Below are 25,854 nucleotides of genomic sequence, written 5' to 3' on the forward strand. Positions count from 1 at the left end.
TATGACCGTGAGCCGGATGCCGATCACAACTCGTGCGCGAGCGCTCGTACCTGCTCAACGACCAGGTCGGGACGGGTGATGAACGGGTGGTGCCCGGTCGGAAGCTCGACGACGCGCGTCGCTCGCTCGGCGTGGAATCGCTGCAGATCCACCGACGTGCTGCGGTCCTGCCCGCAGACGATGTACGTCGAATCGACCCCGTGCCAGCCGGCAGCGCTGGTCGGCGTCATGAACGCTCCGGCGGCCTGCGCGGTCACTCGCTCCCAGGCCTGTTGCTGGGTGGCGGCGTCCGCGTCCTGCAGGAATCGGGCTCCAAACGAGGCGGCGTCGTAGCCCGAAACGCCGAGCGTGCCATCGCCGTTGACTCCGATCGACACCGGGTTGCTCTCACCGCTCATGATCGCGCCCTGCGACTGCCCGATCTCGGGCAGATACGACGACACGTAAAGCAGGTGCGCGACGGCGGGATGTGCGCCGGCCTCGGCTATGACGGTGCCGCCATACGAATGGCCGACCACGATCGCTGAATCCACATCATCGAGGTCCTGGCGGAGGGCCGCGGCGTCGGCAATCAGGCCGCCCGCAACCTGCTCGGGCGTAGTCTCGCCACAGGACGGCAGCGCCAGGGCTCGGCTGCGGATGCCCGTGCGTTCGCGGAGAAGGTCAGCGCTTCGCTGCCACCACCACTGCCCGTCTCGCACGAGAGCGCCGTGGACGAAGATCAGTTCCATGTCGGTCCTTCCTGCACGGTTGGGAAGTGGTGGTGGAGCTCGGATCAGAGCGTGTCGACGGCAGCCCGCTCGACGGCGAGGCCCGCGTGGTAGCGGTCGAGGTAGCTGGAGAAGCCGGCGACGTCGACAGGGTCGGGTGCGACGGTCTCGAATTCCTGCCCCGCGAAGACTCGCTCCCGCAGGTAGCCGTCAAGATCGAGGTCGACGCCGGATGCTGCGGCCGCCGTGAAGGACGCCAGGACCGCGATGCCCCAGGCACCGCCTTCCGAGGCCGTCTCGGCGACGGAGACCGGGGCGTCCAGGGCACCGGCGAGGAATCTCTGGGCCACACCGGCGGTGCGGAAGAGCCCACCGTGCGCGAACATCGCGTCGAGCTCGACGCCCTCCTCGGCGAGCACGCGCATACCGAGGCTCAGCGTGCCGAACACTCCGTAGAGCTGTGCGCGCATGAAGTTCGCGAGGGTGAGCCGGCTGTCGGGGGTGCGCACGAAGAGCGGCCGGCCCTCGGTGAGGCCGGCGATGGGCTCGCCAGCCAGGTGGTTGTAGGCCAACAGGCCGCCGGCATCCGCGTCACCGTCGAGCGCCTCGCGGAACAGAGCGTCGAAGACCGCGTCGCTGGTGACGGGGTTTCCGCTGGCCGCGGCGAAGCGGCCGAACATCCCGGCCCACGCGGCGAGCTCACTTGCCCCGTTGTTGCAGTGCACCATCGCGACGGGATCGCCGGCCGGTGTGGTGACCAGGTCGAGTTCGTGGTGCACCTTCTTGAGGGGGCGTTCGAGCACGACCATCGCGAAGATGCTGGTGCCGGCGCTGACATTGCCGGTGCGTGGGGCGACGGAACAGGTGGCGACCATGCCGGTGCCGGCGTCGCCTTCCGGCGGGCACAGCACGGCGCCGGGCCGGAGGGCTCCGGTCGGGTCCAGGAGGGCCGCGCCCGCTGCGGTGAGCTCGCCAGCCGGCTGTCCGGCCACGAGCACCGTCGGCAGCAGCGCGGCAAGGTTGAGGTCGGGAGCGGATTCGGCGACCAGGCCGTCGTACCGGGCGAGGAGTTCGGCGTCGTAGTCGGCGGTGGCGGCGTCGATGGGGAACATGCCCGATGCGTCGCCGACGCCGAGGACCTTGCGGCCGGTGAGTCGCCAGTGCACGTAGCCGGCGAGGGTCGTGATGAAATCGAGCTGCGACACGTGCGGCTCGTGGTCGACAACCGCCTGGTGCAGGTGGGCGATCGACCAGCGCAGCGGAATGTTCACGCCGAACAGCTCGGTCAGCTCGGCCGCCGCTGGACCGGTCGTGGTGTTGCGCCAGGTGCGGAACGGCACCAGTTGTTCGCCGGCGGCGTCGAACGCGAGATAGCCGTGCATCATGGCCGAAACGCCGACCGCACCGTAGCTCTCGAGGCGCACACCGTACTGCTTTTCGACGTCGGCGACGAGGGCAGCGTGTGCGGCCTGGATGCCCGTCCAGACGTCTGCTAACGAGTACGTCCAGACGCGATCGACGAACTGGTTTTCCCACTCGTGGCTGCCGACGGAAAGCACGTCAGCCGGGTCCTCGCCGATCAGGCAGGCCTTGATGCGGGTCGACCCCAGCTCGATTCCCAGGGACGTCCGTCCGCTGAGAATTGCGGTCCGGGCGGCCTCGAGTGCATCGTTGCTAGTCATATGTCGATTATGGCGGTGATTTCACCGCCCCACTGTCAAGGTCCGCCGAGCCAGTTGTCGATCCGATGGTGGTCGGGGGTGAATCCGTTGCCGACGCCCCACAGGACGGCCTGGGTGCGGCTGGCAACGCCGATCTTGCCGTAGACACTACGTATATAGGACTTCACGGTATTGGGACTGAGATAGGTGAGCGCGGCCACTTCGGCGTTGCTCTTGCCCTGGGTGATCAACGCCAGAATCTCGGACTCGCGATCCGTGATCCCTTCGCGACGCCCGGGCCAGTCCAGCCCCGGAGCGCTGCCCGCCCGCTTCGGCGGATCACTCACCACGATCTCGCCGGCCTGCACCGATTCCAGGGCCGCCACGAGGTCGCGGGCGGGCAACGTCTTCGACAGGTAGCCGCTGACACCCCGATCCAAAGCATCGGCGATGAGCGCGGGCTGGAAGTTCCAGGTGTACACAACGACGCGACCGGCTCGTGGATTCCGGACGAGAGCCGAGAGCTCAGACAGATCGGATTCGGGTTGGGCGAAGGAGTCATACAGCACGATGTCGGTCGTGTCGGAGAGAGCCGTGTTCGCATCGATCTCCACAACAAGCACACGATCCCGGTAGTGATCGAACATGTGCGCCAGGCCCTTGAGCACAATGTCGTAGTCATCGACAAGGGCGACAGTCACGGGCTGGGACGGGGACATAGTAGGACGTTACTGCCAGTGTCGGTCGAGTGGCTACACCCCTAAGGGTGTACCGCCGCCTCCGTCAGGGTGTTTTGCTGTTCATCGTCCAGCAATCGCTGGTCACATCGAAGGCTCAGCCACACCCAACAGGAAGGAGACCACAATGCTTGGTCTCATCATCAGCCTCATCGTCGTCGGCATCATCGCCGGCGCCGTCGCTCGCCTCGTCGTGCCCGGTCGGCAGAACATCAGCATCCCGATGACCATTGTGCTGGGCATCCTCGGATCCTTCGTCGGTGGATTCCTCGGCTTCCTGATCTTCCAGCACGACCCGATGGACGGCTTCTTCCAGCCAGCCGGCATCATCGGATCCATCATCGGCGCGATCATCGTGCTCTTGGTTTACATCCGCGTCAGCGGCCGGCGCAGCGTTCAGCACTAGCCGGCTCCCCCGGTGACCGCTGTTCGTCGGTCACCGGGCCAACTGCGCCCTGAGTGCTTCCGTCAGGAGACGGCCTTCTTCAGCAGCTCGACCAGCTGCTTCTGGTCCGCGTCGGTGAGCCTTTCTACCGCGAACGACGTCGGCCACAAATTGCCCTCGTCGAGGTGCGCGTCCGGCTGGAAACCGATGGTGGCGTAGCGCACCTTGAACTTGGCGGCGCTCTGGAAAAAGACCACCACCTTGCCGTCCGCGTTGGCGTAGGCAGGCATGCCGTACCAGGTCTTGGCGCCCAGGTCGGTGTTGTCCTTGACCAGCCGGTGCAGCGTCTCGGCCAGTTCCTGGTCCGTGCCGGACATCTCGGCGATTGCGGCGAGGCACGCCGCTTCCAGGTCGGCGCCGACTTGTGCAGCCTTTGCTTCGGCCACCACCGCCCGCATCGCGGCCTTCTCCTCTTTGCTGAATGCTGTGCTCATCATCTACTCCTCAGGGTTGCGCTTATGGCACCTACTGTAAGAGGAACCCGGCGATCGTGCTTCTTTGATCCTGCTCGACTACGCCGGTGGCTGCCCGCCGAACCCGGCGGGCGGGCAGCCGCGTCGCTAGGTGTTCTGCGGGAAGCCCAGGTTGATGCCGCCGTGGCTGGGGTCGAGCCAACGGGCGGTGACGGCCTTCTCCCGGGTGTAGAAGTTGATGCCGGCGGGGCCGTAGGCCTTGGCGTCACCGAACAGGGAATCCTTCCAGCCGCCGAACGAGTGGTACGCCACCGGCACCGGGATCGGCACGTTGATGCCGACCATGCCCACCTGCACCTCGTGTTGGAAGCGCCTGGCTGCGCCACCGTCGTTGGTGAAGATCGCGGTGCCGTTGCCGTAGCGGCTGGCGTTGATGACGGCCACGCCGTCGGTGTAGCTGGCCACCCGCAGCACGCTGAGCACCGGGCCGAAGATCTCGTCCTTATATACGGCGGAGTCCAGGCTGACCTTGTCGAACAGGGTCGGGCCGAGCCAGAAACCGGATGCGTCACCGTCGACCTCGATGCCGCGTCCGTCGATCACGACCTCCGCGCCATCCTTCTGGGCGATGTCGATGTAGCCGGCGACCTTGTCGCGGTGCGCTTGGGTGATCAGCGGGCCCATGTCGCAGCCGCGCATGCCGTCGCCCACGGTGAGGCGCTTGACCCGGTCGGCGATCTTGGCGATGAGCTCGTCGGCGACGGGCTCGACGGCCACGATGACGCTGATGGCCATGCAGCGCTCCCCCGCCGAACCGAAGCCGGCGTTGACCGCGGCATCCGCGGCGAGGTCGAGGTCGGCATCCGGCAGCACCAGCATGTGGTTCTTGGCGCCGCCGAGGGCCTGCACCCGCTTGCCGTGCTGCGCGGCGGTCTCGTAGATGTACTTGGCGATCGGGGTGGAGCCGACGAAGGAGATGGCCTGCACGTCGGGGTGCACCAGCAGGGCGTCCACGGCTTCTTTGTCGCCATGCACGACGTTGAGCACGCCGTCGGGCAGACCGGCCTCGGTCATGAGGGCCGCGAGCCAGTTCGCGGCGGACGGGTCCTTCTCGCTGGGCTTGAGCACGACACAGTTGCCGGCGGCGATGGCGATGGGGAAGAACCAGAGCGGCACCATGGCGGGGAAGTTGAACGGACTGATGATGCCGACCACGCCGAGCGGCTGGCGCAGGGTGTAGACGTCGACGCCCGTGGAGACGTTCTCGGAGAACTCGCCCTTGGCCAGGTGCGGCAGGCCGAGGGCGAACTCGACGACCTCGAGGCCGCGGGCGATCTCGCCGAGGGCGTCGGAGGTGACCTTGCCGTGCTCGCTGGTGAGAATGTCGGCGAGCTCGCCCTTGCGGGCGTTGAGCAGCTCGCGGAAGTTGAACATGACGCCCTGGCGTTTGGCGAGGGAGGCGTCGCGCCAGGCGGGGTAGGCGGCCTGGGCCGAGGCGACAGCGGTGTCGACGTCGGCAGCGGAGGCCAGCGAGACCAGGCGCTGCACTCTGCCGGTGGCCGGGTTGTAGACGGGGGCGGAACGAGCAGAGCTTCCGGTGCCGGGAGCGCCGTCGATCCAGTGGGTGAGGACGGGAAGGTCGTTCATGTCAGTCGATTCTGTTGGGGTTGTCCGTTGATCGAGCTTGTCGAGATCTGGTGACCCTGTCTAGGTTCAGAGATCGGGTCACGGGGTCTCGACAAGCTCGACCAGCGGGCGGGGCAAGTTTTTGAGTTCGGGTTGCGGGGTCTCGACAAGCTCGACCAGCGCTGGGCGGCTAGAGGAGGTCGAGGGAGAGGACCTCGTCGTAGATGGCGAGGGCCTCGGCCACCTCGGAGTCGGTGACGACGCAGGGCGGCACCACGTGGATGCGGTTGTCCATGATGAAGGGCAGCAGGTTGCGGGCCAGCAGCTCGGTCTTGATGTGGGCCATCACGGCCGGCGACACGGGCTCCCGGCTCTCCCGGTCGGCCACAAGCTCGATCGCCCAGAAGACGCCCTCGCCGCGCACCTCCCCGATGATCGGGTGCTTGGCCTTGAGCGCTTCCAGCCCGGGGCCGATGGCGTCGGTGCCGACCCTGGCGGCGTTGTCGACGATGCCCTCGTTCTCCATGGCATCGAGCGCGGCAACGATCGAGGCCATCGCCAGCGGATGCCCGCTATAGGTAAGCCCTCCGGGGAACACAGTGTTGTGGAAGTCGGCGGCGATGGCGTCGGAGATGATCACGCCACCGACGGGCACGTATCCGGAGTTGACGCCCTTGGCGAAGGTGATCAGGTCGGGCACGACGCCGGTGCCGTCGAAGGCGAACCAGCGCCCCGTGCGGCCGAAGCCCACCATCACCTCGTCGAGGATCAGCATGATGCCGTAGCGGTCACAGAGCTCGCGCACCCCGGCGAGGTAGCCGGGCGGCGGCATCAGCACCCCGGCGGTGCCGGGGATGGTTTCGAGCAGCACCGCCGCGATGGAGGTGGCGCCCTCGCTCTGGATGACCCGTTCCAAGTGGTGCAGGGCCCGTTCGGTTTCCTGCTCGGGCGTCGTCGCCCAGAACTCGCTGCGATAGAGGTACGGCCCGAAGAAGTGCACGTGGCCGCGGGCGAACTCGTTGGGGATGCGCCGCCAGTCGCCGGTGGCGACGATGGCCGCACCGGTGTTGCCGTGGTACGAGCGGTAGGTGGAGAGCACGGTGTCGCGGCCGGTGTGCAGGCGGGCCATCCGGATGGCGTTCTCGTTGGCATCCGCACCGCCGTTGGTGAAGAAGACCTTGTTGAAGCCGTCGGGTGCCCGGTCGACGATGCGTTTGGCGGCCTCGCCGCGGGCCAGGTTGGCAGTGGACGGAGCGATGGTGGTGAGCAACTGCGCCTGGTCGATGATGCCCTTGATCACAGCCGGATGCTGGTGGCCGATGTTGACGTTGACCAGCTGGCTGGAGAAGTCGAGGTAGCTGCGCCCGTCGTGGTCCCAGACCCGGCAGCCCAGACCGCCGGCGATGACCAGGGGCACCAGCTTGGCCTGGGCGGACCAGGAGTGGAAGATGTGGGCCTTGTCGAGCTGAGTGGTGCGGTCGTTCAGGCCGAGCTCGGTAGTGGTGTCGGTGTCGGTCACGATGTGTGTCCTTCTCTTCTGCTCTGTACGCCCCGGTGCACGGGGCGGTGGTGACCGGGCGGCGACGCGAGGCCGCCGCCCGGTCTGGGTTGTCTACTCGCCGCCCTCCTTCAGGGTGACCTCGATCGGACCCCAGTCGGCGCCCATCACGTCGACGCCATCGGCGGTGAGCTCATCCAGGGCCTGCTGCACGTACTCGTTGGAGTACGCGGTTTCGGGCGGCTCTGTGGTGATGATGGTGCCACCGGTTTCGTTCTTCGTGTTCATCGCGATATCGACGGTGTTGGCCCAGGCGGCCTCGTCGATCAGGCCGACACCGTTCGTGGACGGAAAGATCAGCTTGCTGACCTCGTTGGTCATCCACAGCTGGTGGCCGGCGGGCAGGGCCGAGCCGGCGTCGGCCACGATGGCTGCGGCCTCGTCGGGGTTACCGGCGGCGTAGATCCACCCCTTGATGGAGGCCTTGATGAACTTCACGGTCTGGTCGGCGTAGGCCTCGTCGTCGGCGAGCTTGTCGGTGTTGGCCCAGATGGCGTCCTGGAGCATCGCGGTGCCCTCCTCGTTCCAGTCGATGACGTTGAGGTCCTCGGGCTGGTAGAGCTCGCCGGTGTCGGGGTTGATGGTTTCGAGCACCTGGGCGTACTCGTTGTAGGTCATCGCCTGGGCCGCGTCGATGTCGCCGGCCAGGAAGGCGTTCATGTCGAACGCCTGCTGCACCAGGCTGATGTCGCCCACCTCCACGCCGGCCTGCTGCATGCCGGCGAAGAGCTCCCACTCGTTGCCGTAGCCCCAGCTGCCCACGTTCTTGCCGGCCAGGTCGGCCGGGCTGGTGATGTTCTTGTCAACGAACGAGATCTGGGTGGTGGCGCTGCGTTCGAAGATCTGGGCGACGTTGGTGATGTTGGCGCCCTGTTCGATGGATCCGAGCACCTTGGGCACCCAGGAGATGGCGTAGTCCACGTCGCCGGAGGCGAGCACGTCCTGCGGCACGATGTCGGCGCCGCCCTCCGCGATGGTCACGTCGAGGCCTTCGTCTTCGTAGTAACCCTGCTCGACGGCCGCGTAGTAGCCGGCGAACTGGGCCTGCGCCACCCACTGCAACTGCAGGGTGACGGGGGTGAGGCCGCCGGTGGCGGAGTCCTCGGTCGGGTCGGCATCGCTGGCGGCGCTGCATCCGGAAAGGACGAGGGCGCCGGCCGCCGCGACGGCGCCTGCCGTCGTCAGCCATCGTGTGCTGTGTTTCATGAGTTCCTCCTTATATGTACTGCTGCGGGGGTGCTGTTGCGGGGGGTGCTGCGGGGATGGTTTCAGGCGGTGGGGGCGCGGCGGCTGACCAGCTTCTCGAGGCCGAGCGCTGCGCAGTAGAAGAGGAGACCGAGGATTATCGAGCCGAGCACGTAGGCCCAGGCGAGGCCGTAGTTGCTGCTGGACGCGGCGGAGGTGATCGACTTGCCCAGGCCCCCGACCGGGCCGCCGAAGTACTCGGCGATCAGGGCGGAGATCACGGCGAGCGAGGACGCGATGCGAAGGCCCGTGAACACGAACGGCACCGCGGTGGGCAGGGTCACGGTCTTGGTGGCCTGCCAGGCGGAGGCTGCGTAGGAACGCATCAGGTCGCGGTGCACCGGCCGCACCATGCGGAGGCCCTTGAGGGTGTTGAAGTACACCGGCACGAACACCGCCAGCGCGGCCACAAGCTGTCGGGCGGTCTCGGCGTTGGCGCCGAACATCGTGCACAGCACGGGCGCCAGGGCCACGATCGGCACCACGGCGACGGCTGCCACAACCGGTGCGGCCATCCCGTCGAAGATCCGCACGAGGGCCGAGAGGATGGCCAGCAGCACGCCGACGATCGCGCCGATCACCAGGCCGATCAGGGCGTTGCGGCCGGTGACGACGGAGCCGCTGACGACGTTCTGCAGGTTGGCGACGAACTGCTCGCCGATCGCGAACGGGCCGGGCAGGATGAACGGCTTGATCGCCAGCACCGTGACGAAGCCCTGCCAGAGCAGGATCGCCAGGACCCCGAGCAGTACCGGTGGCAGCACGGTGCGGGCCAGGCCGGAGCCGGCCGGGTTCGCGCGCGCCGACCCGGCCGGAGCCGGTGCGGCCTCGCGCACGCCCGCGCCGGCGCTCATCGCGTCTCGACCCCGCGCGCCCCGGTGGGGGTGTCGCCGTGCAGCAACTCCCGCACCCGGCTGACCGAGTGGAAGAACTCCGCGTCTTCGCGCAGGTTCTCGCCGCGGTCGCTCATTCGGCCGAGGTTCACGCCCAGCACGTCGCGGATGCGGCCGGGCCGCGGCGACATCACCACCACCCGGTTGGAGAGGAACACCGCCTCGGGGATGGAGTGGGTGACGAAGACCACGGCGGCGCTGGTCTCGGCGCAGATGCGCACGAGCTCGTTCTGCATGCGCTCCCTGGTCATCTCGTCGAGAGCACCGAACGGTTCGTCCATCAACAGCAGGCTCGGGCTCTCGGCCAGCGACCGGGCGATCGCCACCCGCTGCTGCATGCCGCCGGAGAGCTGGTCGGGGTAGTGCCCGGCGAAGTCGGTCAGGCCCACGAGCTCGATCAGCTCTGCGGCCCGCTCGCGGCGGGCGGCCTTGCCGGCGCCGTGCAGTTCCAGGGGCAGTTCGATGTTGCCGGTCACCGTGCGCCAGGGCAGCAGGCCGGCCTGCTGGAACGCGATGCCGTAGTCCTGGTCGATGCGCGCCTGACTGGCGGTTTTGCCGAACACCTCGATCGACCCGCTGGTGGGGGTGTCGAGGTCGGCGATCAGCCGCAGCAGGGTGCTCTTGCCGCAGCCGCTAGGCCCGATCAGCGAGACGAATTCGCCGGGGGCGACGGTGAGGCTCACCGCATCCAGGGCCGTGACGGATGCGCCCTTGCGGCCGGCGAAGACGCGGCTGACCTCGGTCACCTCCACGGCGTGCTGTACCGGTCGTGCTGCCGTGGTCATGCGGCCACCTCTCCCCTGCGGAATCGACGTAGGAACAGTGAGATCAGGCCGACAAAACCGGCGGCGACGAGGCCCACCAGGATCGACCCGAAGATGGGGGCCCAGGGCTTGCCCGGGTCGCTGCCGGCGGCGCCGGCGTATTCGACGATGAGGCGGCCGATGCCGCCGCGCAGCCCGATCGACACCTCGGCGACGACGCTGCCGATCACGGCGCTGGCCGCCGCGAGGCGGAGGGCCGGCAGCAGGTAGCCCACGCTGGCGGGCAGCCGCAGCCGCCAGAGCGTCTTCCACCAGCCCACGGCGTAGCAGTGCATCAGGTCGATGTGGTTGGTGTCGGGCGAGCCGAGGCCCTTGAGCGCACCGATCGAGACCGGGAAGAAGGCGAGGTAGGAGGCGATCAGCGCCACCGACATCCAGTTCTCCCAGGTGAAGGCGCCGAATTCGAGCTGCGCGCCCCAGCGCCGCACCAGCGGGGCCAGCGCAATCAGCGGCACGGTCTGGCTGAGGATGACCCAGGGCAGGATGGCCGATTCGGCCAGCTTGAAGCGCTGCATCACCAACGCCAGGGCCAGGCCCACCGTGACGCCCACGATCCAGCCGACGGCCGAGATGCCGAGGGTGAACAGGGACGCCTCGAGCACCGCCTGCCACATCGGGATGGCGCTGGCGCTGCCGGTGACGGGTTCGAGGATGCGTTCGAACATCACCCACAGGTGCGGCATGGCCATCTCGCTGGCCCGCGGCAGCACGGTGACACCGCCGACGACCACGCCGTCTTCGGGGCCGAGGAGGATGTAGAGCTCCCAGAGCAGCGCGAGCACCAGCACGCCGAGGGCACCCACCAGGATGCGCCGCGGCATCCCCTGGCTCAGCCGCGCCCGGCCCCGCGCCGCAGCGCCCGCTTTCGCGGGGGCGGTGCGCACGGAGCCGGCCGGAGTCATGCCTTGGCCGTGATGTGGTTGGCGAGGGCGGGGATCACGGTCTCGCCGTAGACCCGCAGCGTCTCCTCTTTATTGTCGTGCTGCAGGTAGCCGGCGAACTGGTCGACACCGAGCGCCTTGAGCGCGGTGAGCTTCTCGATGTGCGCCTCGGCCGGCCCCAACAGGCAGAACCTATCGACGATCTCGTCGGGCACGAAGTCGGCGTGGGTGTTGCCCGCGCGGCCGTGCTCGTTGTAGTCATAGCCCTCGCGGCCCTTGATGTAGTCGGTCAGGGCCTTCGGAACCGCGGCTTGCCCTGAGCCTGTCGAAGGGTCAGAGCCGTACTTGGCGACGATGTCGGCCACGTGGTTGCCGACCATGCCGCCGAACCAGCGGCACTGATCACGCATGTGCTGGAGGTCGTCGCCGATGTACATCGGCGCCGCGACGCAGAACTTGATCGCGTCGGGGTCGCGGCCGGCGTCGCTGGCGGCGGTGCGCACGGTCTTGATCATCCACTCGGCCACGTCGAGGTCGGCCATCTGCAGGATGAAACCATCGCCGACCTCGCCGGCGAGCTTGAGCGCGAGCGGGCCGTACGCGGCCACCCACACATCCAGGGTGGACCCCTGACTCCAGGGGAACTGCAGGGTGGCCCCGTTGTACTCCACCGACCGGGAGTTGGCGAGCTCGCGGATCACGTGGATCGCCTCGCGCAGGGTCTTCAGCGTGCTGGGCCTGCCGTTGGTCACCCGCACGGCCGAGTCGCCGCGGCCGATGCCGCAAATCGTGCGGTTGCCGTACATCTCGTTGAGGGTGGCGTAGGTGGAGGCCGTGACGGTCCAGTCCCTGGTGGCCGGGTTGGTGACCATCGGGCCCACGATCACCTTGCGGGTTCGCTCGAGGATCTGGCTGTAGATCACGTAGGGCTCCTGCCAGAGCAGGTGCGAGTCGAAGGTCCACACGTGGCTGAAACCGTGGTTCTCGGCCAACTGGGCCAGTTGCACGGTGCGCGCCGACGGCGGATTGGTCTGGAGTACTGCGCCGAAGTCCATGGGGTTCCCGCCTAGATCAGGTACTGGCTGAGGCCGCGTTTGATGTACTTGCCATCACCCTTGGCGCCGAGGTACCGGTTGTTGTCGATGACGACCTTGCCGCGGGAGAGCACGGTGTCGACGTGGCCGTCGATCTCGAAGCCCTCGTACGCGGAGTAGTCCATGTTCATGTGGTGGGTTTTCTCCACACCGATCGAGGTGTGCCCCTGGGGGTCGTAGACCACCACGTCGCCGTCGGCGCCGGGCTGGATGACCCCCTTGGTGCCGTACATGCCGAACATGCGCGCCGGGGTGGTGGACGTGACCTCCACCCAGCGCTCGAGGGAGATCTGCTTGTCGACAACGCCCTGGAACAGCAGGTCCATGCGGTGTTCGACCGAGCCGATGCCGTTGGGGATCTTGGAGAAGTCGGTCAGCCCCATGTCTTTCTGGCCCTTCATGCAGAACGGGCAGTGGTCGGTGGAGACCATCTGGATGTCGTTCGTGCGCAGGCTCTGCCACATGTGGTGCTGGTGCCCCTCGGCCTTGGACCGCAAGGGGGTGGAGCACACCCACTTGGCGCCCTCGAAGTCGCCCCACTCCTCGCTCTGGGCGCCGAGCTGGTCTTCCAGCGAGAGATAGAGGTACTGCGGGCAGGTCTCGCCGAAGACGTTCTGGCCGCGGTCACGGGCGATCATGATCTGCTCCACGGCCTGCTTGGCGGAGACGTGAACCACGTACAGCGGCGCCCCGGTGAGGTCGGCGAGCATGATCGCCCGGTGGGTGGCCTCCTCCTCGGCCTGCCACGGCCGGGTCAGGCCGTGATAGTACGGCGTGGTGTTGCCGGCGGCGACGGCCTGCTGCACGAGCAGGTCGATGACGCTGCCGTTCTCGGCGTGCATCATGATCATGCTGCCGTTGCCGGCCGCCTTCTGCATGGCCTTGACGATCTGGCCGTCGTCGGAGAGGAACACCCCCTTGTAGGCCATGAACAGCTTGAAGCTGGAGACGCCCTCGTTGACGAGTTCGTCCATCGCGACGAGAGAGGAATCCTGCACGTCGGAGAGGATCTGGTGGAAGCCGTAGTCGATGGCGCACTCGCCGCGGGCCTTCTCCTGCCAGTGGTGATACTGGTCGAGCACGTTCTCGCCGGCGTACTGCACCACGAAGTCGACGATGCTCGTGGTGCCGCCCCAGGCCGCAGCCCGGGTGCCGGTCTCGAAGGTGTCGCTGGCCTCGGTACCGCCGAACGGCATCTGCATGTGGGTGTGCGCGTCGATGCCGCCGGGGATGACGTATTTGCCGGCGGCGTCGATCACGGTGTCGACGTTCCGCTCGATGTCGAAGCCGAGCAGGGTGGAACCGGGGGCGAGCACCGCGGCGATCTTCTCGCCGTCGATCAGCACATCCGCTGTGGCCGTTCCCGTGGAATTGACCACGGTGCCGTTCTTGATCAGGGTCTTCATGAGTGGTTCTCCTGTTCGTTACTGCGCTACTTCGCTGCTTCGTCTGCGGGTCGAGCCGTCTCGTTGGTTGAGCCTGTCGAAACCTGGTTCCCTGTCCTCGGAACCTAGGCCGGGTTGCGGGGTCTCGACAAGCTCGACCAACGGATGGCCGGGTTGCGGGGTCTCGACAAGCTCGACCAACGGATGGCCGGGTTGCGGGGTCTCGACAAGCTCGACCAACGGAACTTCAGTTCCGCAGGTCGGCCTACGGCTTCGGGATCGAGGTGTAGGAGTCCGGGCGGCGGTCCCGGTAGAACTGCCAGTTGTTGCGTACCTGGCGGATCATGCCGAGGTCGAGGTCGCGGATCACGACCTCCTCGGCATCCGCGCTGCCCAGCTCACCCACGTAGTTGCCCTGCGGGTCGACGAACTGGCTGGTGCCGTAGAACGTCACAGCGAGCTCGCCGTATTCGTTGTCCTCCCGGCCCACCCGGTTGGGCGCGGCCACGAAGTATCCGTTCGCGGCGGCGGCGGCCGGTTGCTCGATCTCCCAGAGCCGGTTCGACAGCCCGGGCTTGGTGGCGTTGGGGTTGAAGACGATCTGCGCGCCGTTCAGGCCCAGCTCCCGCCAGCCCTCTGGGAAGTGCCGGTCGTAGCAGATGTACACGCCGATCGGGCCGACCGCGGTGTTGAAAACCGGGTAGCCGAGGTTGCCGGGGCGGAAGTAGAACTTCTCCCAGAACTTGTCGAGGTGGGGGATGTGGTGCTTGCGGTACTTGCCGAGGATGGTGCCGTCGGCATCAACCACCACGGCGGTGTTGTAGTACACGCCAGGCTGCTCCTCCTCGTAGATGGGGAGCACCATGACCATGTTCAGTTCCTTGGCCAGGGCGGCGAAGCGCTGCACGATGGGGCCGTCGGCCGCCTCGGCGTAGTCGTAGTACTTGGCGTCTTCGGTGATGCCGAAGTACGGGCCGTAGAACAGCTCCTGGAAGCAGATCACCTGAGCCCCGTCGGCGGCCGCGTCACGGGCGAACTGCTCGTGCTTGGCGATCATCGATTCGATATCCCCCGTCCACGTGGTCTGGGTGATCGCCGCTCGCACGATGTTGGCTGTGCCGGTGCTGGTTGTGTCAACGCTCATACTGTCTGCCTCCACTGGGTCTCACACTGTGGAACCTCGTCAGCGGGGGTCGGACGGCAACGCGATGTTCTGCGAGCTGAACGGTGAGAGAGCCTGTCGAGATCGAGCCACGTTACGGTGTCCGGTTTTGTTATTATTCGACGTAAACATTTCTGTTCTGTTTCTTCACATGACGCATGCGTAAATCATCATCCTGTCGTTAGCGGATGCTGCTGGCAAGCATTTGCCCAGGAAGGACCCCGTGCAGCTGTATCTGGACGAGATCGAACAGGCCACGCCGGCCGGAATCGCTGCCGCCCTCGGCCGGCTGATCAGCACCGGCCGGATCGCCCCCGGCGAGCGCCTGCCCACCGTGCGGGACCTCGCCGGGGAGCTCGGGGTGAGCCCCGCCACGGTCAGCCACGCCTGGCAGGCGCTGTCCTCGGCGGGCTTGATCGTCTCGCGCGGCCGCAGCGGCACGTTCGTTCGGGAGCAGTCCACGAACTGGCTGCCCGCCCGCTCCCAGTCGTTGGCCGGCCATCTGAGCGACACCCGCATCGACCTGTCCCGGGGCACGCCGGACCCGCTGTTGTTGCCCGCCCTCGGCCCCGCGCTCTCCAGGGTCTCCCAGCGCGCGATGACACCCAGCTACCAGGCGCCGCCGGTGATCCCGGAGCTGCTCACCGTGCTGACCGGCTCCTGGCCGTACCGGTGCGAGTCGATCACGGTGGTCGACGGGGCCCTCGACGCGATCTCGCGCAGCCTCGAGCAGGTGGCCAGGTTCGGCGACAGGGTCATCGTCGAACACCCGGGCTTCCCGCCGTTCTTCGACCTGCTCGAACAGATGGGCATCGAGCGGCTACCCGTGGCGGTGGATGCGGAGGGCATCGACCCGGCCGCCTTCCAGGCGGCGCTGGCGCAGTCGCCGGCCGCGGTCATCCTGCAGCCGCGGGCGCACAACCCCACCGGGGCATCGATGTCGCCGGACCGGGCTGCCGAGCTGGCCCGGCTGCTGGCCACCAGCAAACGGGCCGCGCACACCGTAGTGATCGAGGACGACCACTCCGGTGCGATCAGCACTTCCCCCGATGTGTCGCTGGGCCGCTGGCTGCCCGAGCGGGTCTTGCACGTGCGCAGCTACTCCAAGTCGCACGGGCCCGACCTGCGCATCGCAGCTCTCGGCGGGCCGGCCGCGTTGGTGGACCGGATCGTGGCCCGGCGGATGCTGGGACCGGGCTGGACCAGCCGGATGCTGCAGACGATCCTGCACGAGCTGCTCACCGACAGCGCCAGCATGGCGCTGGTGTTCGAGGCCCGGCACGTGTACTTCGCCCGGCAGAAGGCGCTGGCGGATGCCCTCACCGGGTTCGGCGTGCCCCTGCCGCGTGCCGACGGCATCAACGCCTGGGTGCCGGTGGCTGATGAGCGCGACGCCATCGTGCGGCTGGCGGCGTCGGGCATCCGGGTGGCCGGCGGCAGCCCGTTTCTCGCGCTGGACCGGCCCGAGGCGTTCATTCGGGTGACCGCCGGGGCGTTGGTCGACGACGTGGTGCCGGTCGCCCGGGCGATCGCGGCGGCAGGGGTGCTCGCGACCTGAGGGGCGCGTCTGGCGCGCATCAGCGGGGTCGCGGGCAACGAGGCCGAGGGGCATGCTGGGCGCAGACAGTGACTCGCCAGTGCGGTCCGGCGGATGCGACTCGGGGACGATCGACGCCGCACGCGACAGGTGCGGAGGAACCATGATCGACGGTTTTGCGGGCACGATACTCCTGCCCAGTTCGGACGAATACCTGATGGCGGCCACCGCCTACGGGAAGGTCGGCAGGCCCGTGCTGGCGGCCCGACCGACCAACGCGGCGGATGTCGCGGCGGCGATCGCCTACGCCAGGGCCCAGGGTCTCGTGTTGTCTGTGCGGAGCGGCGGGCACAGCCCGCTGAACACCAACGACGGCGGCATGGTGCTCGACCTGTCCCGCATCCGCGACGTCGAGGTGCAGGGCGGCAACCGGGTTCGGCTGGGCAGCGGCGCCACCTGGGGCAGTGTGGCGCAGGAGCTGCTCGAGTACGACCTGGCGGTCTCCAGCGGCGACACCTACTCGGTGGGCGTTGGCGGTCTCACCCTGGGCGGCGGCATCGGGTGGCTGGTGCGACAACACGGGCTGGCGATCGACAGCCTGCGCGAGGCGGAGGTGGTGTTACCCAGCGGCGCCATCGTGACGGCCAGCGACACCAGTGAGCCTGAGCTGTTCTGGGCGCTGCGCGGCGGCGGCGGCAACTTCGGCGTCGTCACGAGGTTCACCTTCCAGGCGCATCCGCTGCGGGGTGTGGTCTTCGGCACCATCGACGTGCACCCGGCGCACCTGGCCGAGACGCTGCGCGGCTGGCGGGACGTGATGCGCGCCTCGCCGGAGCGGCTCAATTCGACGGTCTACTCGACGCCGGAGTTCGGTCCCGAGCTGCCCGCGACGACGAAGGTGCTGGTCTGCTACGGCAGCGCCGATCAGGACGAAGCAATGTCGGCCATCCGGCCCCTGCTCGCTCTGCCGGGGGTGACCGGCAACGACGTGGAACTCAAACTCTTCGTGGAGGTCTTCGACGAACCGTCGGCGCCGCCGGGGTCGATCCGGATCATTGACCGCAACGGCTTCGCCCGTGACCTCGACGACACTCTCATCGAACGGGTCACCACCGTGACCTCCTCGCTCGATTCGGCGGTGCTGATGGTGCGTTACGTGCGCGGGGCGATGAACCGGGTGCCCACCGATGCCACGGCATTTCCGCACCGGGATGTGGAGGCCTTCGTGATGTCGGCGGCATTCCTGCCGCCGGATGCCCCCGACGAGGACGAGCGGCGCATCCTGGACGGGTGGTCGCCCGTGGCCGAGAGATTGACGGGCACCTACGGCAACTTCAATTTGCGCGCGTATCCCGACGTGCTCGACCTGATGTACCCGCCGGCCACCATGGAACGGCTGCGGGCGGCGAAACGGCGCTACGACCCCGAGAACGTGCTGGCCCACAACCTCAACATCGTGCCCTGAGCCCGGTCCCGGGGTCGCGGCCCGGGTGCACGAGGGGCATGCTGGGCGTCGACGGCTACTCAGCCCGTGCGGGCCGGCGGATGCGACCGTGAGCTATCGGCGCCGCACGCGACAGGCGTGGGAGGAACGATGATCGACGGATTCGCGGGCACCATCCTGATGCCCGGCTCGGAGGAATACCCGGCGGCGGCCACCGCCTACGGCGTACTCGGCAGCCCGGCGCTGGTTGCCCGGCCGTCGTCCGCGGCGGATATCGCGTTGGCGATCGGCTATGCCAGGGCGCACGGTTTGCCGTTGTCGGTGAGGAGCGGCGGGCACACTCTGTTCAGCACCAATGACGGCGGGATGGTGCTCGACCTACGCGCCATCCACGACGTGGAACTGCTCGGCAACGACCTGGTGCGCGTCGGCGGTGGCGCGGTGTGGGGCGATGTCGCCCGGGCGCTGCAGCCGCATGGGCTGGCGCTGTCATCGGGCGACACCTACTCGGTCGGCGTGGGCGGGCTCACCCTGGGCGGCGGCATCGGCTGGATGGTGCGCCAACACGGTCTGGCGTTCGACAGCCTGCGCGAGGCCGAGGTGGTGCTGCCCAGCGGCGACATCGTGACGGCCAGCGCGACCGTTGAGCCGGAGCTGTTCTGGGCGCTGCGCGGCGGCGGCGGCAACTTCGGCGTGGTGACCCGGTTCACGTTCCAGGCGCATCCGCTGCCCGGGGTGGTCGCCGGCTCCATCACCGTCGACCCAGCGCGGCTGGCGGACACCCTGCGCGGATGGCGCGACGTGATGCGGCACTCACCGGAGGAGCTCAACTCCACCGTGATCGCGATGCCTGCATTCGGTCCCGAGATGCCGGCCGCAACCCAGGTACTGGTCTGCTTCGGCGGCAACGACGTCGACGCGGCGATGAAGGCAATCCGGCCGTTGCTGGCCCTGCCCGGCGTGACCGGAAACGATGTGGCGCCCAAGGCCTACGTGGACGTGCTCGAGGAACCGGAGCTGCCTCCGGCCGAGATACGGCTGGTCGACCACAACGGCTTCGCCCGCGACGTCGACGACGGCCTGATCAGCCGGCTCACCACCGCGCACGAAGCCTTCGGGGCGGCCGTGCTCATGGTGCGCTACTTGCGCGGGGCGTTCAACCGGGTGCCGGCGGATGCCACGGCGCTGGCCTACCGGGACGCCGAGGCCTTCGTCGTGTCGGCGGCGTTTCTGCCGCCGGATGCCCCGGCTGAGGCCGAGCGCCGCATCCACGACGGCTGGGCCGCCCTGGCCGGCGACGTGACCGGCGAGTACGGCAATTTCAGCATGCACCCGGATGCGACGACGATCACCCGGATCTATCCGCCGGCCACCGTGGAGCGACTGCGGGCGGCCAAACGCCGCTACGACCCGGAGAACGTGCTCGCCTTCAACCACAACATCGTGCCCTGAGCGGGACCGCTCGCCGGAGTGACTCGGGGGCGGGTCGCGGGCCAGGCGGGGCGCCCGTGGCGCAACTGTTGCCCGTGCGGACAATTGTTACCGGCACACCGGGCGCACTTGTCCGCACCGGCAACAGTTGGGCGGGGGCCGGCCCGGGCATCCGCCGCGAACACCAGGGGTTTAGGCTGGTTGTGACCCCCGGTTCGATCTGACCGGTTGCGCCGGCCCGGATTTGGGCGGCAGGTCGGGGCTTTGCCTTCTGTTTCACCCCACCTCGTTTGAGCCCTGCTCCCTCGCGTACGCCTGCGGTGCCGGCCGGCGCCGGTGTCGCCCGCGACACCGTGTTTCGGTCCGTTGCCTGGCGACCACGCCGACGGATGCACGGCTCCCGCCGCTCAGATTGGTCCCATGAAGATTCGCTACCCCGCCATCGCCGCCACCGCGGCCGTGCTGCTGCTGGCCGGCTGCGCCTCCGGTTCGACGGCCGCCGCGCCAGCCCCGACAGCCTCAGCCGGTGGTGGCGCCGGCGCGTTCCCGGTGTCGTTCGAGAACTGCGACACCTCGGTCACCCTTCAGGCCGCCCCCGAACGCATCGTCACGATCAAGTCGAACACCACCGAGCTGCTGCTCGCCCTGGGACTCGGCGAGCGCATCGTCGGCTCGGCGTTCCTCGACGGCCCGCTGCCGGCATCCCTCGCCGACGCCGGTGCCGATCTCAACGTGATCAGCGACTTCGTACCCGGCCAGGAGGCCGTGCTGGCGCTCACCCCCGACTTCGTCTACGGCGGCTGGGAGTCGAACTTCTCCGCCGAGGGCGTGGGTGAGCGCAGCGTGCTGGCCGGCCTGGGCATCGGCAGCTATGTGTCGCCGGCCGCGTGCAAGGGCGACGCCATGCCCGACCCGCTCACCTTCGACACCGTGTTCGCCGAGATCGACGAGGCCGGCGCCCTGTTCGGCGTGCCGGATGCCGCCGACGCGCTCGTCGCCGAGCAGGAGGCCGAACTGGCCGCGCTTGAGCCCGCCACCGGCGACACGACGGCGCTCTGGTACTCCAGCGGCACCGACACCCCATACGTGGGCGCCGGCATCGGCGCGCCGCAGATGATCATGGATGCCGCGGGCCTGACGAACATCTTCGCCGACGTGCAGGACACCTGGACCTCGGCCGGCTGGGAGTCGGTCGTGGAGGCCAACCCGAGCGTGATCGTGCTCGTGGACGCCACCTGGAACACCGCGGACTCGAAGATCGCCAATCTCAAGGCCAACGCGGCGACCGCCGGGCTCGACGCCGTGCTGAACGACCGCTACATCGTGGTGCCGTTCGCGGCCTCAGAGGCGGGCATCCGCAACGTGGAGGCCGCCGCGTCGATCATCGACCAGCTCGCCGCGCTCGAGGCCGAGTAGGCCCGGGGCAGGCAGTCCGACCTCACACCAACACCGATTCGAAGGACCGCGGATGACCGTCACCCCGAGCAGGCAGGGCCACGGCACCGCCGCGCCCGGCGGGCCCGCGGCGCACGGTGCGCCCGGCACGCCCGCGTCATCCGCTCGCGCCCGGCACGGCGGGCCCGGCCGGTACCTGATCTGGCTGCTCGCGGCGGTGGTGGCGCTGGTGCTCGGCAGCGCGGTGGCCGTGACGATCGGCCCGGCCGACGTGAGCCTGGCGCAGGTCTGGGGCAGTGTGGCCGGCCATCTCGGCCTGCCCGGGCTCGCCGGCGACACCCCGGTGCCGCCGCTGACCGACGCGATCGTGTGGCAGCTGCGGATGCCGCGGGTGCTCACCGCCGCCATGGTGGGCGCGGGCCTGGCGCTGAGCGGCGCGGTCATGCAGAGCGTCACCCGCAACCCGTTGGCCGACCCCTACCTGCTCGGCCTGTCGTCCGGGGCGTCGCTCGGCGCGGTCTGCGTGGTGATCCTCGGCATCGGTTTCGCGCTGCCGGCGGCCGCGTTCGCCGGGGCGTTGATCGCCCTGTTCGCCACCCTCAACATCGCCCGCGTCGGCGGCAGCATCACCCCGGGCCGGGCCGTGCTGGCCGGGCTGGCGATCGCCCAGCTGGGCTCCGCGGGCACCTCGTTCATCATCTTCTGGGCCGCCAAGGGCGACTCCTACCGGGAGATCCTCAACTGGCTGCTCGGCTCGCTGGCGGGCAGCTCGTGGAGCAGTGTGCTGATCTCCTCGGTCGCGCTGGTTGTGGTGGGCACCGGCATCCTGCTCGCCGCCAGCCGGCTGGATGCGTTCACCTTCGGCGACACGAACGCCGCGTCGCTGGGCATCAACGTGAACGCCACCCGTTGGGGATTCCTCGTGGCGGTGGCGCTGCTCACGGGCGCGATGGTGGCCGTGAGCGGGGCGATCGGCTTCGTGGGGCTGATCCTGCCGCACCTGGTGCGCGGGCTCAGCGGCCCGGGGCACCGGCGCCTGCTGCCGCTGGTCGGGGTGGTGGGGGCGCTGTTCCTGGTGCTCGCCGACACCCTCGCCCGCACGGTCTTCGACCCGCGCGAGCTGCCGGTGGGCATCATCACCGCGTTCATCGGGGTGCCCGTGTTCATCCTGCTGATCAAGCGCAAGCGAAGCGCGGCCTGGGCATGAGTCCCGAGCGCGGCGGCGCATCCGCATCCGCACCCGAATCCGCACCGCGAGTTGCCGCAGATACCCCCATCGATCGCTCTGAAGGGGCGCTTTCCCGCAACTCGCGAGATTCCCGCCCACGAGATGACACTTCCCGCCCGTTCGGGAGCGCTCAAGGGGCCGCAACGGGCAACTCGGGCGCGCCTGGCGACGCGGGGGCGGCGCTCACGGCCGGCGTGGTGCTCGACGGGGTGTCCCTCAGCATCGACGGCATCAGCATCCTGCAGGGTGTCTCGGCGACCCTGCCGCCCGGTACCGTCACCGGGCTGCTCGGGCCGAACGGGGCGGGCAAGTCCAGCCTGCTGCGCATCATCGCCGGCATCGACCGGGCGGATGCCGGCACCGTCGCCCTGGACGGCGCGGTCGTGGGGCAGCTGCGCCGGCGCGAGGCCGCCCGGCGCATCGCCCTGCTCGAGCAGAACGTGGCGCCCAGCGTCGACCTGTCCGTGCGCGACGTCGTGCTGCTCGGCCGCATCCCGCACCGCAGCCGGCTGCTGGGCAGCTTCGGCGGTGACGACGACCTTGCCGTGGCCACCGAGGCGCTGGCGATGGTGGGCGCCGCCGACCTCCTCGACCGGCGCTGGCACACCCTCAGCGGCGGGCAGCAACAGCGGGTGCAGATCGCCAGGGCCCTGGCCCAGCGGCCGAGTCTGCTGCTGCTGGACGAACCCACCAACCACCTTGACGTGAGCGCGCAACTGTCGCTGCTGCACCAGGTGCGCGGGCTCGGCCTCACCTCGGTGCTCGCCCTGCACGACCTCAACCTCGCCGCGGCGTACTGCGACCACATCGTGCTGCTGCAGGCCGGCCGGCTGGCCGCGTTCGGCACGCCCGCCCAGGTGCTGCGTCCCGAGATCATCCAGGCCGTGTACGGGGTCGACTGCGACATCGTGCCGCACCCCCGCACCGGCCGGCCGGTGATCGTGTTCTCCGGGCCGGATGAGCAGCCCGAGCCGCTCGCATCCGCCTCGCCAGGTGCGCGAGATGACACTTCGGGCCCCCTCAGCACTCCGTAAACGGCCGCAATCGGCAACTCGCACGACACCTAGACCTGCAGAAGGAACCCCCATGACCCGAGTCACAGTTCTCGCCGGCGGCGTCGGCGGCGCCCGCTTCACCCGCGGGTTGCTGCAGCAGCTGGCCTCCGTGGACGCTCGAGTTGCGGCAAATGACCCCTTCGGCGGGCGTGAAGGGGCGGTTTCCGGCGGCTCGGCGCAGGAAACCACCGCGGGGGCCGCCAGCGAGGTCACCGTGATCGTCAACACCGGCGACGACATGTGGCTCGACGGGCTGCGCATCTGCCCCGACCTCGACACCGTGATGTACACCCTCGGCGGCGGCATCAGCGAGGAGCAGGGCTGGGGCCGGCCCGACGAGTCCCGGCGCACCTCCGCCGAGATCGCCGCATACGGGCGCGGCTGGTCGTGGTTCACCCTCGGCGACCTCGACCTGGCCACCCACATCGTGCGCACCGACCTGCTCCGAAACGGCGCCACCCTCAGCGCCGCCACGGAGTTCCTCTGCCGGCGCTGGCAGCCCGGCGCCCGGCTGCTGCCGATGAGCGACCAGTTCGTGGAGACGCACGTGCGGCTGGCCGAGGATGCCGACGAGCACCGTGCGGGCGACCTCATCCACTTCGAGGAGTGGTGGGTGCGCTACCGCGCGACCACGCCCATCACCGAGTTCGTGCAGCTGGGCCTGGCCGACGCCGTCGCGGCGCCCGGGGTGATCGACGCCATCCTCACCGCCGACCTGGTGATCCTGCCACCGTCGAACCCCGTCGTGTCGGTGGGCACGATCCTGAGCATCCCCGGCATCCGCGAGGCCTTGCGCGCCACCACGGCCCGGGTCGTGGGTATCTCGCCGATCATCTCCGGTTCCGCCGTGCGCGGCATGGCCGACACCTGCCTGAGCACCATCGGCGTGGAGACCTCCGCCCTCGCGGTGGGCCTGCACTACGGCTCCCGCCGGGGCGACGGGGTGCTCGACGCCTGGCTCGTCGACGAGACGGATGCCGACGCGGTGCCCGCGCTCGAGGCCGCCGGCATCCGCGCGGCCGCCGTGCCGCTCTGGATGAGCGATGTGGCCGCGACGGCGCAGATCGCCGCCGAGGCCCTGAGGATCGCCGCCGACCTGACAGACGCCGCGCACCCGGCGCAGCACGACCTGCCGGTCGTGGAGTTCGCCTTTCCCGGGCCGCTGCGCGACCGGCTGGTCGCCGCGATCCTGAACGGCTCGAAGACCTCGACGACGTCCACGCTCATCGAGTACGGCATCGAGGACGAGCCGCTGCCCGTGGTCGGCAGCCGGCAGGTCGTGATCGATTCGGCGGGGCGCCCGGTGGCGATCATCGAGACCACGGGGATGCGCGTTGTGCGCCTCGGCGCCGTGGATCTGGACCACGCCCTCGACGAAGGTGAAGGCTACGACTCCGTGGCCGCCTGGCGGGCCGGCCACGAGCGCTTCTGGCACAGCGACGACATGCGCGCCTACCTCGGCGACCCTGCCTTCACCGTGACCGACGACACCGAGGTCGTGCTCGAGCGGCTGCGGGTCGTGCGGGTGCTGCCCCGCGCCTGACCCGCCCGGGCAAGCAGAACCCCGCCGAGCGGCCTACTATCGCCGGTGAATCGGTTCGAGCGTGCGGAAGGTGGAACTGCCATGGACACGGCCACAGTCATCTGGATCATCGTGGGCATCGTCGTCGTGATCGCCATCATCGGCGTGATCGCCGTCGTCGCCGCCCGGCGCGGCCGGGAGCAGCGCGAGAAGAAACACCGCGAAGACCAGCAGCGAGCCGAGGAGATGCGCCGGGATGCCGAGGCCCGCGCCATCGACGCGCGCGAGAACGAGGCCAAGGCCACCCGGGCGCAGGCGGATGCCCAACAGGCGCAGGTGGACGCCGACCGGCTGCGCCAGGAAGCCGATCAGCGCCAAGCCGAAGCGCAGGACCTCCGCGCCCACTCCGAGGAGCAGAGCCGGCACGCCGACGAGATCGATCCGACCGTGGACACGCGCCACGGCGGACGCCACGACGACACCGCAACGGGTGCCGGAACGGTGGACGAGCGCCCGGCGGCCACCGAGCCGCGCCACACCGATCAGCCGCCGCCGCAGGACACCGACAACCGAACCTGAGACGACCGGGTACCCAACCGGACGCCTCGAGCCCTGCCGGGGACTACGGGGCCGCGCTACTCTCGGCTACGTCGAAGCGCCACGCGCCGACCCGCCCCCGAGCGAAGGGCCACCGTCATGTCTCCTGTTCCCACGCCGCCCCGCGTCTACGGCACCTGGCCCGGCGGGATGCCCTACCTTGCCGTCGGCTCCGGCCCGCCGCTGGTCTTCCTACCCGGCACCACCCCGAACCACGACGCGCCCACGGGTACCGAGCGTCGTTTCCAGGCCCGGCAGATTCTGCCGTACGCCGCGTCGCGCCGGGTGTGGTGGGTGAACCGGCGGCCGGGACTCGACCCCGCCGCCACCATGGCCGACATCGCCGCCGACTACGCCAGCGCGATGCTGCGGCGCTTCGACGAACCCGTCGACGTGATCGGCGAGTCCACCGGCGGCAGCGTGGCTCTGCAGCTCGCCGCCGACCACCCGGCCGTCGTGAAGCGGCTCGTGATCGTGTCGGCCGCCTACCGGCTCAGCGAGGAGGGCCGCGACACCATGCTGCGGGTGGCCGACGACGTTCTCGACGGCCGTCCGCGCGCCGCCGGGGCGGAGCTGATGCGGATGACGGGCTCCGGCGCCCTCTCCAATCGGCTGTTGGCGGCTCTGGGCTGGCTGATCGGCAAACCCTTCTTCGCCCGTGCGAGCGCCGACCTGATGACCACCATCCGGGCCGAGGATGCCTTCAACCTGCGCACCGGGTTGGCTGACATCGTGGCCCCAACGCTGGTGATCGGAGGGGACAGGGATGCCTTCTATTCGGCCGAGCTTTTCCGCCAGACGGCGGAGGGTATCCCCCGCGCCGACCTGGCCCTCTACTCCGGCCGAGGCCACATGAGCACCGGGCTGGATCCCCGGTTCCTGCCCGACATCCTCTCGTTCCTCGACCCGCCCGACGACACCGGCTCGCCGGCCGGCCGGGCCGAGCCTGGGGCCGGCCGGGGTGACATCTCAGTACAGTGAGTGAGACATCCGGCCCCCATCGAAGTGAGC

23 protein-coding genes are annotated in these 25,854 nt (G+C 69.1%); 10 read left to right on the forward strand and 13 right to left on the reverse strand.

The window, feature by feature from the left end; translation table 11 throughout:
- Positions 1-23: 23 nt before the first annotated feature.
- Genes CXY76_RS09280 through CXY76_RS09290 form a run of 3 tightly spaced genes read right to left on the reverse strand, consistent with a single transcriptional unit; the run spans position 24 to position 3,090 of the window.
- Positions 24-731 (reverse strand): alpha/beta hydrolase, encoded by a 708-nt coding sequence (locus tag CXY76_RS09280; protein ID WP_104163956.1) that lies wholly within the window; start codon positions 729-731, stop codon positions 24-26.
- A 44-nt stretch (positions 732-775) separates the two neighbouring features.
- Positions 776-2,392 carry a xylulokinase gene (locus CXY76_RS09285; protein WP_104163957.1) on the reverse strand — a complete coding sequence of 539 codons (1,617 nt, stop codon included), beginning with the start codon at positions 2,390-2,392 and terminating at the stop codon, positions 776-778.
- Between the two features lie 35 nt (positions 2,393-2,427).
- The gene (locus CXY76_RS09290; RefSeq protein ID WP_104163958.1) at positions 2,428-3,090 is read right to left on the reverse strand and encodes a response regulator transcription factor; all 663 of its coding nucleotides are present in this window, start codon (positions 3,088-3,090) and stop codon (positions 2,428-2,430) included.
- A 145-nt stretch (positions 3,091-3,235) separates the two neighbouring features.
- Here CXY76_RS09290 and CXY76_RS09295 point away from each other — a divergent pair, with 145 nt between their 5' ends.
- Complete coding sequence (locus tag CXY76_RS09295; RefSeq protein ID WP_104163959.1) at positions 3,236-3,514, forward strand: GlsB/YeaQ/YmgE family stress response membrane protein; 279 nt, start codon at positions 3,236-3,238, stop codon at positions 3,512-3,514.
- A 62-nt stretch (positions 3,515-3,576) separates the two neighbouring features.
- Here CXY76_RS09295 and CXY76_RS09300 read toward each other — a convergent pair whose 3' ends face one another.
- From CXY76_RS09300 to CXY76_RS09350, 10 genes are all read right to left on the reverse strand, one after another.
- Positions 3,577-3,987: a CbbQ/NirQ/NorQ C-terminal domain-containing protein gene (locus tag CXY76_RS09300; protein ID WP_199190254.1), complete on the reverse strand. Its 411-nt coding sequence runs from the start codon at positions 3,985-3,987 to the stop codon at positions 3,577-3,579.
- 126 nt (positions 3,988-4,113) lie between these two features.
- Entirely contained in the window at positions 4,114-5,613 is a 1,500-nt protein-coding gene (locus CXY76_RS09305) for a CoA-acylating methylmalonate-semialdehyde dehydrogenase (RefSeq protein ID WP_104163961.1), read from the reverse strand.
- A 169-nt stretch (positions 5,614-5,782) separates the two neighbouring features.
- Positions 5,783-7,111 (reverse strand): aspartate aminotransferase family protein, encoded by a 1,329-nt coding sequence (locus CXY76_RS09310; RefSeq protein ID WP_104163962.1) that lies wholly within the window; start codon positions 7,109-7,111, stop codon positions 5,783-5,785.
- A gap of 93 nt (positions 7,112-7,204) precedes the next feature.
- Entirely contained in the window at positions 7,205-8,356 is a 1,152-nt protein-coding gene (locus CXY76_RS09315; protein WP_104163963.1) for an ABC transporter substrate-binding protein, read from the reverse strand.
- A 62-nt stretch (positions 8,357-8,418) separates the two neighbouring features.
- Positions 8,419-9,249: an ABC transporter permease gene (locus CXY76_RS09320; protein ID WP_104163964.1), complete on the reverse strand. Its 831-nt coding sequence runs from the start codon at positions 9,247-9,249 to the stop codon at positions 8,419-8,421.
- A complete protein-coding gene (locus tag CXY76_RS09325) occupies positions 9,246-10,073 on the reverse strand; it encodes an ABC transporter ATP-binding protein (protein WP_104163965.1) in 828 nt (275 codons plus the stop codon). The genes CXY76_RS09320 and CXY76_RS09325 overlap by 4 nt, the downstream gene beginning before the upstream one ends.
- Positions 10,070-11,014: an ABC transporter permease gene (locus CXY76_RS09330; protein WP_199190255.1), complete on the reverse strand. Its 945-nt coding sequence runs from the start codon at positions 11,012-11,014 to the stop codon at positions 10,070-10,072. Before CXY76_RS09330 ends, CXY76_RS09325 begins: the two co-directional genes overlap by 4 nt.
- A complete protein-coding gene (locus CXY76_RS09335; protein WP_104163967.1) occupies positions 11,011-12,048 on the reverse strand; it encodes a TIGR03842 family LLM class F420-dependent oxidoreductase in 1,038 nt (345 codons plus the stop codon). The genes CXY76_RS09330 and CXY76_RS09335 overlap by 4 nt, the downstream gene beginning before the upstream one ends.
- An 11-nt stretch (positions 12,049-12,059) precedes the next feature.
- Complete coding sequence (gene hydA, locus CXY76_RS09340; protein WP_104163968.1) at positions 12,060-13,493, reverse strand: dihydropyrimidinase; 1,434 nt, start codon at positions 13,491-13,493, stop codon at positions 12,060-12,062.
- Between the two features lie 244 nt (positions 13,494-13,737).
- Positions 13,738-14,616 carry a nitrilase-related carbon-nitrogen hydrolase gene (locus CXY76_RS09350; protein WP_104163969.1) on the reverse strand — a complete coding sequence of 293 codons (879 nt, stop codon included), beginning with the start codon at positions 14,614-14,616 and terminating at the stop codon, positions 13,738-13,740.
- 241 nt (positions 14,617-14,857) lie between these two features.
- Here CXY76_RS09350 and CXY76_RS09355 point away from each other — a divergent pair, with 241 nt between their 5' ends.
- The 9 genes from CXY76_RS09355 to CXY76_RS09395 all read left to right on the forward strand — a co-directional run bounded on the left by CXY76_RS09355 (position 14,858) and on the right by CXY76_RS09395 (position 25,824).
- The gene (locus tag CXY76_RS09355; protein WP_233199677.1) at positions 14,858-16,192 is read left to right on the forward strand and encodes an aminotransferase class I/II-fold pyridoxal phosphate-dependent enzyme; all 1,335 of its coding nucleotides are present in this window, start codon (positions 14,858-14,860) and stop codon (positions 16,190-16,192) included.
- Positions 16,193-16,334: 142 nt separating this feature from the next.
- Positions 16,335-17,636, forward strand: coding sequence for an FAD-binding oxidoreductase (locus tag CXY76_RS09360; RefSeq protein ID WP_158253873.1), 1,302 nt, complete (start codon positions 16,335-16,337; stop codon positions 17,634-17,636).
- Positions 17,637-17,765: 129 nt separating this feature from the next.
- Positions 17,766-19,067 (forward strand): FAD-binding oxidoreductase, encoded by a 1,302-nt coding sequence (locus tag CXY76_RS09365; RefSeq protein WP_104163972.1) that lies wholly within the window; start codon positions 17,766-17,768, stop codon positions 19,065-19,067.
- Between the two features lie 399 nt (positions 19,068-19,466).
- Positions 19,467-20,462, forward strand: coding sequence for a putative F420-0 ABC transporter substrate-binding protein (locus tag CXY76_RS09370; RefSeq protein ID WP_104163973.1), 996 nt, complete (start codon positions 19,467-19,469; stop codon positions 20,460-20,462).
- 52 nt (positions 20,463-20,514) lie between these two features.
- Positions 20,515-21,648, forward strand: coding sequence for a putative F420-0 ABC transporter permease subunit (locus CXY76_RS09375; protein WP_104163974.1), 1,134 nt, complete (start codon positions 20,515-20,517; stop codon positions 21,646-21,648).
- Positions 21,645-22,703 (forward strand): ABC transporter ATP-binding protein, encoded by a 1,059-nt coding sequence (locus CXY76_RS09380; RefSeq protein WP_104163975.1) that lies wholly within the window; start codon positions 21,645-21,647, stop codon positions 22,701-22,703. Before CXY76_RS09375 ends, CXY76_RS09380 begins: the two co-directional genes overlap by 4 nt.
- Positions 22,704-22,755: 52 nt before the next feature.
- A complete protein-coding gene (gene cofD, locus CXY76_RS09385; RefSeq protein WP_158253874.1) occupies positions 22,756-24,267 on the forward strand; it encodes a 2-phospho-L-lactate transferase in 1,512 nt (503 codons plus the stop codon).
- A gap of 81 nt (positions 24,268-24,348) precedes the next feature.
- Positions 24,349-24,825: a hypothetical protein gene (locus CXY76_RS09390; protein WP_104163976.1), complete on the forward strand. Its 477-nt coding sequence runs from the start codon at positions 24,349-24,351 to the stop codon at positions 24,823-24,825.
- A 117-nt stretch (positions 24,826-24,942) separates the two neighbouring features.
- Positions 24,943-25,824: an alpha/beta fold hydrolase gene (locus CXY76_RS09395; protein WP_199190256.1), complete on the forward strand. Its 882-nt coding sequence runs from the start codon at positions 24,943-24,945 to the stop codon at positions 25,822-25,824.
- Positions 25,825-25,854 lie beyond the last annotated feature (30 nt).

The organism is Cryobacterium sp. N22 (genome assembly GCF_002929555.1).
GTDB lineage: Bacteria > Actinomycetota > Actinomycetes > Actinomycetales > Microbacteriaceae > Cryobacterium.